This window comes from Streptomyces sp. CA-243310, assembly GCF_050936775.1.
In the GTDB taxonomy this organism is placed as follows: Bacteria; Actinomycetota; Actinomycetes; order Streptomycetales; family Streptomycetaceae; genus Streptomyces.
Window position 1 is genome coordinate 3,180,613 of the sequence record NZ_JBNJMF010000001.1, and the last position, 9,404, is coordinate 3,190,016.

A 9,404-nucleotide genomic window follows, 5' to 3' on the forward strand; every position below is an offset into this window, starting at 1 on the left:
CGTTCCCCGCGCATCAGTAGGCGCCCTGCCCCTGAACCACCGCGCGCAGCGTCTTCCACAAAATCACCGTGTCGAGGGCCAGTGACCAGTCCTCCACGTACCGCAGGTCCAGCCGGACCGCCTCCTCCCACGGCAGGTCGCTGCGTCCGCTGATCTGCCACAGGCCGGTGAGCCCGGGCTTGACCAGCAGGCGCCGCCGGATGTCCGGGCCGTAGGCGGCGGACTCCTCCGGCAACGGAGGCCGCGGACCGACGAGCGACATCGATCCGGTGAGCACGTTGAGGAGCTGCGGGAGCTCGTCGAGCGAGTACCGGCGCAGCATCGATCCCACCCGGGTCACCCGCGGGTCCCGGCGGAGTTTGAACAGCAGGCCGGCGCCCTCGTTGAGGTCGGCCAGCTCGGCGCGTGCCCGGTCGGCCCCGGCGACCATGGTGCGGAACTTCACCATGGTGAACTCCCGGCCGTCCTTGCCGACCCTGCGCTGGCGGTAGAACACCCCACCCCGGCTGTCCGTCAGGACGAGCATGGCGACGAACGCCATCAGGGGCGTGAACAGCATCAGCAACACCAGCGCGCCCAGTCGGTCGACGACTTCCTTGACCGCTCGGCGGGTCCCGGTGAAGATCGGCATGCTGACCCGCAGGAGCGGGATCCCGAGCACCGCGTCGACGTGCAGCCGCGGTCCGGCCACCTCCATCAGCACGGGGGCCACGACCATCTCGGCATCGCTGCCTTCGAGGTTCCAGGCCAGCCGTTGCAGCCGGTCCGGGGACCAGTGCGGGTCCGAGGTGACCGCGACGACACGGTAGCCGTCACGGTGGACGTGGCCCGCGACGTCCGTCAGTCGGCCGACGACGGGCACTCCGTCCAGGTGGTCACCGTCGAGCCAGAGACCGTCCGGCGTGCACACGGCCTCGACCCGCCACCCGAGGTGCGGAAACTTGCGGGTTCGGGCGATCAGGTCGCGCACGGTGGCCGGGCTTCCGGCGGCGAGCACCGGTCGCAGGCACCGCCCTTCCTTGCGCTGTTTGTGCAGCCACAGGCGCAGCAGGTACCGCTCGGTCATCGTGACGAGCGCGATGGCCGGTAACGCGACGAAGATCCAGAGCTTGATGTTGTGCGAGGTGAGGGCGATCCCGCCGAGCGCCAGCACGACGGCCGCCGCGAACAGTGAGCGCCCGAGCCGACGGAACTCCTCGGCGCCCTGACCGAGTACGGCCGGCGCCCAGGACCGGGTCACCGCAAGCGCTCCCAGCACCAGCAGCTCGGTGCCGAAGGCGAGGATTCTCCACTTCTCGTGCCAGTTGGCCGCGTCCCTGACCCCGAAGAAGCCGCCGATCGCCACCACCACGAAGGCGGTGGCCACGGTATCGCTGATGATCACCGTGTGGCGGTACCGCTGCGCCCAGTCGACGGCGGGCCGGCCGATGGCTCGGCTCGCCGTACGCCCGGGCGCCGATAATAACGGCCCGACCGACTCCCCTTCCCCCTGCCGCACGGTTCCCCCCAGGTCGCCCGTGGACTCGACGTGTTCGTTCCACACGGTTCCTCCCCCCGGGAGGCCCGCGCCCCCCGCACTGTTCGTCCCCCGGGAGGCCCACCCCCCGTGCCGCGCTGTTCGTCCCCATCGGAAGGCCCCCGCCTCCCGCGTCGCGCTGTTCCCTCCGCCGGGGGGACTCGGCCCCCCGCATGGCATACCGGCTCAGTGGGGCGTTACGTGAAGACCCCACACGGCCGACAGCGGATTTGTCATGTCCTGCCAGGGCCCCGAGACACACGGGAACCCATGACCATTGCCCCCCACACCCAAGGCTCCCCCCTCGGGCTCCACGAATCGATCACTCACGTCGGGCGCCGGGCACGCCATTGCCGACCGTCCGTGACGTCAGACCTGTAGATCACTTTGTGGTGCTTCGTGTCCAAGGATGCGAAGCACGGTCAATCTAGAGCATGGTGGGCCCCCTGAAGAGGGGAATGTATGCAACTTGTGCTCAAGCTTTGAAGGTTGACCGTAGAACGATGGCTGCCCGCCGGTGCCCTACAGGCGACGACGTGCCGTGTGACCTGTGAGGACGGGAGGTTTCGCGGCTGTCGGCACCTCGGTGTCCGAGGTGTTTCGGTACTGCTGTTCGGATGCGCTGGGGGCACGGGGCGGCCCGGCCGTCGGGTGGCGCCGTGCGCAGAGGGTGCGTGCCGGGCCGGTGAGGGGGAGAGGAACCCCGCCGGGCGGGTCCGGCGGTGCCCCCGCCCAGGGGGCACTGCGTGGAGTCGGGGGCTCCGGCGCGAGCGAGGCGGGGTGGGCGCCGACGCGCCGGCCGGAATGGGTCGGGTTGTCATTTATGCTTCAAGGCGGCCGCGCGGCGGTGGCTCGTCGCGGTCCGCGGCACCTGCGGAACGGTCGGGTCCGGCCGGTCGGGGCGCGTGGCCTGCGTGGGGCCCTGGCCCGTGCGGGAAACACGGGACGCCGGTCGAGAAGGTCTTGGGGAATCGAGTGACCGCCGATACGCGTCTCAGTGGTGTGGGGTGCGCAGCCCCCCGCCCGTGAACAGAAGACCCCCAGGGAGAAGTGAGGTATGCCGGTGATCTGCGTCGGAGGCATGATCGGGATCGGCAAGACGAGCGTGGCCGAGCTGCTCGCCAAGGAGCTGGGCAGCGACGTCTTCTACGAGAGCGTCGAAGACAATCCGATCCTCCCGCTCTTCTACACGGCGAGCCCCGAGGAGATCCAGGCGAACCGCTACCCCTTCCTCCTCCAGCTCTACTTCCTTCAGACCCGGTTCGCCGCCATCAAGGAGGCGTACAAGCAGGGCGACAACGTCCTCGACCGGTCCATCTACGAGGACTGGTACTTCGCCAAGGTCAATCACGACCTGGGACGGATCAGCTCCCTCGAGATGCGGGTGTACGAGGGACTGCTGGGCGAGATGATGCGCGAGATCGACGGCCTGCCGTACCGCAAGGCGCCCGATCTCATGGTCTACCTCAAGGCGGACTTCGAGACGGTGCTGCATCGCATCGGGCTGCGGGGCCGTGACTTCGAGCAGGACGAGAGCCTCGTCGAGTACTACCGGACGCTGTGGTCCGGCTACGACGACTGGGTGCACAAGCACTATTCGGCCAGTGAGGTCCTCGTCGTGGACATGAACCACACCGATGTGGTGAAGAACCCCGAGGACGCGGCCCGCGTGGTGCAAGAGGTCAGGGACGCGCTGACCGTGGCAAGGCACCGGGGCTGAGATCCTTCCCCACGGGCGCCGAGGCGTCGGGCGCCGCGCCGAGGCGGAACCGGTGCCGTGAGCACCGGTTCCGCCTCGGTGTCGGGCCCACCCGCGGGTGGCCCCTCAGCGCGTGGTGATCTGCTGGAGCGCCGCGCCCTGGTAGCGGGCACCGGCGTTCCACAGGATGAAGGAATTCATCTTGTTGGCCGCCGCGGCCTTGATCTGTTCGGCCACCTCGGCCGGCCCGTAGGCGCTGCCCATCGAGAAGTCCTGGAGCCACGGCACGATCTCGGTCCGGGTGCCCTTCGCCTGGCGGGCGAAGTCGGCGAGGGAACGCTGCACGATCGCGTACGGAGCGGTGTCGGGCTGTGCGACACCGTACTCGCCCGGCCCCCAGTGGGACGGGTAGACCATCGGTGCGATGTAGTCCGTGACCTTGACCAGGGCCCCGATGTCCTGCGCGATCTCGGTGGGCCGGGTGGCGGCGATACCGAAGACCGAGACGCCCAGGTAGGCGGTGTGCGGACGCAGCGCGGTGCGGGTGTCGGCGACGAACGAGGTGATCGACTGCTCGGGCGTCGCGCTGCCGATGCCCGGGAAGCGCATGTGGGAGAGCGGGCCGTCCGGGCGGCGCACGTAGTCGTAGAGGATGTCGTCGAAGCCGAGCCGGGCCGCCTCGACGGCGAGGTCCCGGTTGTACGCGCGGACCGTGGCGTTGGCGAAGTTGGTGAAGGACAGCGCACCGTAGTGGCCGCCGTCGTAGGGCTGTCCGGTCGGGGTCAGGACGAGCTGGTCGCTCTTGCCCGACTTCCAGGCGGCCGAGGCGAGCCTGGGGTCGCGGAAGGCCACGATGCGGCCGATGACCTGGGCGCCGGCGGCGTGGATCTCGGCGATGGCCTTGCGGGCGTCGTAGTAGCCCTTGGCCGCGCCGATCCGGCGGGCCAGCGGCACCTGTGAGTCGTACCCGACCTCGCCGTCCTCGTCCTTGACGTCCAGCTCGACGGCATTGAGCTTGCCGCTTCGAACGAGGGCGAGGATGCCGCCGCGCAGGGTGTCGTCTCCCCACCCGATGGCGGTGATGTGTGCGGCACGGATCATGGGGCGCCGCCCCCGGGTGGACACCTCCTTGGTGGTGGTGTTTCCGGCACGGTCCACCGCGGTGACCGTCGCGAGGGGGGTGCCCTCGGGGACCGTGATCCTGAAGACCCCGGTCTTGTCGACGGGGACCTTCCTGCCGTTGACGCTCACCTCGGAGTCGGTCGACGCGCGGCCGGTGAGGGTCACGCGGGTGGCGACGCCCTTGACGTCGGGGTCGGCCACCGCCAGCTCGGGAGCGGTGGAGTCCACCCGGAAGCCCACGACCTTGCGGTACGAGGCGAAGGGGAAGCTGCTGTCGCCCGTCACCACCAACGTGTGTCGGCCTTCGGTGAGGCGCGGGAGGGCGAGTTTCAGGCGAGAGGCCTCGGCCGTGACGGGGACGGCCGTGCCGTCCAGGGTGGCGCGCAGTCCGTCCCTGCCGCCGGCCTCCTCGGTGGCCAGGTAGGCGCTGACGTGCGCCGCTTCGCGGCCGTCGAGGACGGCGCCGTCGCCCAGACCGTGGAGGCCCGGGCCCGGCGCGAGGATGGTCCAGGCTCCGATGGCCGCTCCGGCCAGTCCGAGAGCCCCGGTCGTCGCCAACAGGACGACCCGATGGTTCGGGCGGCGGAGGCGGAGGGGGGTGGCCGAGCGCGATATGTGCTGGGGGGACATCGTGCCGTCCTTCGTGCCGTGAGCCGGATGCTGACTTCATTCATTGCCGGCCGGCGCCCTCGTCGCCGCGTTCCACCCACAATTCACACGAATGCCTCGTGAATGCCCGGCGTGGCGGCTACGCCATGCAGGGGGCGGTGCGGTACGCGCGCTCCCGTCGGAGGTAGGGATGGCGGGAAACGTCCGCTTTGGAGGGCTCCTCATGCGCCACCCGCTCGTCCCGCTGAGCGCCCTGGTGGGCGCCGCCCTGCTCGCCTCCGGCTGTTCCACGGGGCCGTCACCGGCCACCGGGGAACGCCGTGGGACCGCCACGTCCGCCGCGGTCGGCGCCGTCGCCGCGAAGACGCCGGCAGAGGTCGGCGCCGACGAACTCGGCCAGGTGCCCGTGCTGATGTACCACCAGCTCACCGGGAAACCGGCCGGCGTCTACGACCGCACCCCGGCCGATTTCCGTGCCGAGATGGAGCGTCTCGCGCGGGAGGACTACGTTCCCGTGACGGCCCGGGACTTCCAGACGGGCCGCATCGACATCCCCGCCGGGACGCACCCGGTGGTCCTCACCTTCGACGACTCGACCAACAGTCAGGTGCGCCTCGGCCCGGGGGGCGTCCCGGCGCCCGACACGGCCGTCGCCATCCTGAGGGAGACGGCCGCGAAGCACCCCGGCTTCAAGCCGGTGGCGACGTTCTTCGTCAACGCGGACGGCTTCTCGGCGACCGGTACCGCCAAGGCCCTGACCTGGCTCAAGGGGCACGGGTACGAGGTCGCCAACCACACCGACCGCCACGAGAACCTGCGCTCCCTGGACGAGGCGGGTGCCACGCGGGCGATCTCGGCCGGACAGCTCGCGATCGAGAGGGCGGTGCCCGGGACGCGGGTCACGTCACTCGCCCTGCCCTTCGGCGCCATGCCCCGGCCGGCCGGAATCGCCACGCGGGGAACGGGCTACCGCTACGACGGGGTGTACCTCGTGGGAGCCAACCCCTCGGTCTCGCCGTTCGCGAAGACGTTCACCCCCGGCGCGATCCCGCGCATCCGCTCGGCGGGACCCGAGGGCGAGGACGCCGACTTCGGCTCGTCGCGCTGGCTGGACAAGCTCGCCGCGGGGAAGAACCGGTACGTGTCCGACGGGGACCCGAACACCGTCGCCTTCCCGAGCGCGTCCCGGAACGAGCTGTCCCCGGCCTTCGCGCGGCGCGCCCGCCCGTACTGAGCCGCGAGGACGAGGACGACCCTGGACCGGTGGCCGGAACCGACCGGGTTGACGACCCGGGTCCTGCCGATCCGGCGCATCACCGCCCGCGACCGGAGGTTGCGGACGGTCGTCGACGCCACGATCTCCGACAGTCCGAGAGAGTCGAAGCCGAAGGCCGGGCACATCGCCGCCTCGTCGGTCCGCGGGCGGCCGAAGAGACCGACGTCGCGGTGCCGGGACGGGTGTCGGATTGTCTTTGCCCGCGGGTGACGCCGCTGTGTATGTTGCTTGCCGGGCGGAGATCGGTACGGGAGTTCGATCTCTCGTGCTGTTTCGACAAGCCTTGGGGCAGGGCGAGTTGGTCGGGATCGTGGGGTCGTCCAGGGGGAGTTCCGTGGCGCCGACAGCCTGAACCTGATCGTTCGTGTGTCGTGCTCCCGCATGCCCGAGACCGGGTGTGTGTCGCCGGCGGACGTGGACCTTCACTTGTGCCCGGCGCGGCGTCGGAGAAGTCAGAGAATCGGCCGTCGGGCCGACGAAGATCAGTGAGGGAAGACATGACGCGTAGGCTGACAGCGGCGCTGGTGGCGCTGCTGACCGTACTCGGTTTCAACATCCTCGGCGATGAGGCCGCCGTTGCCGCCGGCGGCACCCGGCTGTACAACTCCGGTAACTGCGCCACTCCCCAGGGCAACAGCGGGGCCAATGGCACGGTCATCACCACGTGGTCGTGCACGGGTAGCAACCTGCAGAACTGGCACTGGGTCAGCGACTCGATCGTGCACGACGCGAGCGGCAGGTGCCTGACGCCGCGGGGCAACGCCACGAACACCAACGGCGCCGTCCTCACCCTGTGGGACTGCACCGGATCGCCCGCCCAGAACTTCGCCGGGAACAGCGGTCGGACCTGGACCGTCAACGGGGTCAAGTGCCTGACCAACAAGGGCGGATCACAGGCCAACGGCACGTGGGTCACGCTGTGGCAGTGTTCGCCCGAGTTCAACTACGGCCAGTCGTGGGGCCTCGTGCGCTAGTCGATCGAGAACTCCCCCCAGGGCGCCCACTGGTGCCCCGCGCCGTCACGAGGGCCCCGCACCGGGAGGTGCGGGGCCCTCGGTCGTTCATCCCCCGTCGGGCCGCCGCGCGGTCACCGCCGGCGCTCGGGTCCGGTCCGTTCGGCGGGCCGGAACGTCCCGGTACCAGGCTCCGTGCCAGGCTCCGCGGACCGGCAGGAAGGGCCGCCGGTCGCTGTCGGCGTTCACGTGCGGTACCTCCGTTGTCAGAGTCGCGGAAGGACGGGGCGTGCCGTCACACCGTAAAAGACCGCGGAGCGCAGGCGCCATGTGGCCGCCCCTCACCATCGGACTCCTTTTTGTGTGCCCGGGCGCCACTGCGCGCCGGATTCGCCGATTCCCGATGCCATCGACGGGCGCGGATGTCGGCCTGCCGAGATTACCGATGAGCCGACCTTCGGCATCTTGTCGCCGTGCCTTTCATCGGTTATGGAGAACGCCGACAGCCCCCTGGGATTGGTCATTACCACGAGGGTTCCACCCGGCCCCCCGGATCAACCCATCTGTGAATCGTGTCAAGTGCATTAGTTTAGGAAGAGAGCATTCCGGTATGAGTGATGACCGAACCTTGACCGGACTGGCTGATTTCCGTCTGGATGGCGATTGTGACGCATGGCACATCCCCACCCCTTCGAATCGGGCAAAGCGGGGCATTTCTTACGAGAATCCGGCGGAGTGAGTGATTCTACTGGCGAAAAACGAACGCCCGCCCATCGGCCAGACATTACCGAGGCTTGACCTGGATATACCGGTCTCCATAACCTCCGGATCGTGCTTGCGCCGCCGATCAACGGTGCATCAGTTACGTCAAACCATTTGACCGGAGGGTTGTATGTACGACGTCATTGTTGTAGGTGGCCGCTGTGCGGGATCGCCCGTTGCGATGCTGCTGGCTCGACAGGGCCACCGGGTGCTCGTGGTGGATCGGGCCTCATTCCCCAGTGACACGGTGTCGACCCACTACATTCACCAGGCCGGCCTGCTGAAGCTTCAGGAGTGGGGTCTGCTCGAGGAGATCATCGCGGCCAAGACGCCGGCGCTCCGAAAGATGCATTACTCGTACCGGGGCATCGATCTCAACGGGTTCGCCGACCCGGTGGACGGTGTCGACGCCGTCTACTGCCCCCGTCGTACGGTGTTGGACGAAATCCTCGTCAACGCCGCTCGCCGGGCCGGTGCCGAGGTCATCGAAGGGTTCACCGTATCCGACCTGGTCTTCACCGACGGCCGTGTGACCGGGATCCGCGGCCGCGAAGGGGACGGGCCGGAGCGGGAGTTCCGCGCCACCGTGGTCATCGGGGCCGACGGCTTCCACTCGACGGTCGCCAAGAAGGTGGGCGCGGAACTGTACAACGTGCGCCCCGCGGCAGGCTTCATCTACTACTCGTACTACAGCGGCCTCGACGACTGGGGTCTGCACCACAAGACCGGTTTCAACGAGAAGTGGTTCGGCACCTGGCCCACGAACGACGGCGTGAACATGCTGGCCGTCATCTGCACGCGACGCCAGCTCAAGGAGTTCCGTCAGGACGTCGAGGGCGGCTTCCAGGGCGTGTTCGACGACGTGTCCCCGGAGATGGGAGCGCAACTGCGCGACCAGGGGCGGCGTGAAGAGGACTTCAGGCCCATGCGCTACCCGGACAACTACTACCGCCGCGCCCACGGCCCCGGTTGGGCTCTGGTCGGCGACGCCGGCTACCACAAGGACCCCTACACGGGGTGGGGCATCACCGACGGCTTCCTGCACGGCGAACTCCTCGCCGAGCGCGTCCACCAGGGCCTGACCGGTGAGCGGCCGATGGACGAGGCGCTCGCCGAGTACAACAAGGTGCGCGACGAGGAGAGCGCCGGCGTCTACGACTTCACGACGACGCTCGGTGAACTCACCGAACTCCCGCCGTTCTTCCGGGCGACGATGGCCGCGATGGGCCAGACCCAGGAGTGGACCAACAAGATGCTCGGCCTGATCGGCGGAGTCGTCCCGGACTACGAGGTCTACGCGCCGGACGCCCTTGAGCAGCTCTACGACGCCGCCGGCACCCCGCAGGAGGAACGGATCTACGATCCGGCCGGCTGACGACCCCCGCCCCATCGAGTCCCACCGGGACACGAACGCCAAGTGCCGTGCGTCGAGCGTGCCGATCCCGACGCTCGCGCCGGTGCTTCGCG

The 9,404-nt window shown here is 69.3% G+C and carries 6 protein-coding genes; 4 read left to right on the top strand and 2 right to left on the bottom strand.

The window, feature by feature from the left end; translation table 11 throughout:
• Positions 1 to 13 precede the first annotated feature (13 nt).
• Positions 14 to 1,498, bottom strand: a complete 1,485-nt coding sequence (locus ACQEVM_RS14185) for a sugar transferase (protein ID WP_433080003.1) — start codon at positions 1,496 to 1,498, stop codon at positions 14 to 16.
• Positions 1,499 to 2,573: 1,075 nt separating this feature from the next.
• On the opposite strand from ACQEVM_RS14185, the gene ACQEVM_RS14190 reads away from it, so the two are divergent.
• Entirely contained in the window at positions 2,574 to 3,236 is a 663-nt protein-coding gene (locus ACQEVM_RS14190; protein ID WP_433078538.1) for a deoxynucleoside kinase, read from the top strand.
• A 105-nt stretch (positions 3,237 to 3,341) separates the two neighbouring features.
• On the opposite strand, the gene ACQEVM_RS14195 is transcribed toward ACQEVM_RS14190, so the two are convergent.
• Positions 3,342 to 4,967: a putative glycoside hydrolase gene (locus ACQEVM_RS14195; protein ID WP_433078540.1), complete on the bottom strand. Its 1,626-nt coding sequence runs from the start codon at positions 4,965 to 4,967 to the stop codon at positions 3,342 to 3,344.
• A gap of 202 nt (positions 4,968 to 5,169) precedes the next feature.
• On the opposite strand from ACQEVM_RS14195, the gene ACQEVM_RS14200 reads away from it, so the two are divergent.
• The 3 genes from ACQEVM_RS14200 (at position 5,170) to ACQEVM_RS14210 (ending at position 9,312) form a co-directional block, all read left to right on the top strand.
• A complete protein-coding gene (locus ACQEVM_RS14200; RefSeq protein WP_433078542.1) occupies positions 5,170 to 6,180 on the top strand; it encodes a polysaccharide deacetylase family protein in 1,011 nt (336 codons plus the stop codon).
• A gap of 539 nt (positions 6,181 to 6,719) precedes the next feature.
• Positions 6,720 to 7,196, top strand: a complete 477-nt coding sequence (locus tag ACQEVM_RS14205; RefSeq protein WP_433078544.1) for an RICIN domain-containing protein — start codon at positions 6,720 to 6,722, stop codon at positions 7,194 to 7,196.
• Positions 7,197 to 8,067: 871 nt separating this feature from the next.
• Positions 8,068 to 9,312, top strand: coding sequence for an NAD(P)/FAD-dependent oxidoreductase (locus ACQEVM_RS14210; protein ID WP_433078546.1), 1,245 nt, complete (start codon positions 8,068 to 8,070; stop codon positions 9,310 to 9,312).
• Positions 9,313 to 9,404: the final 92 nt, after the last annotated feature.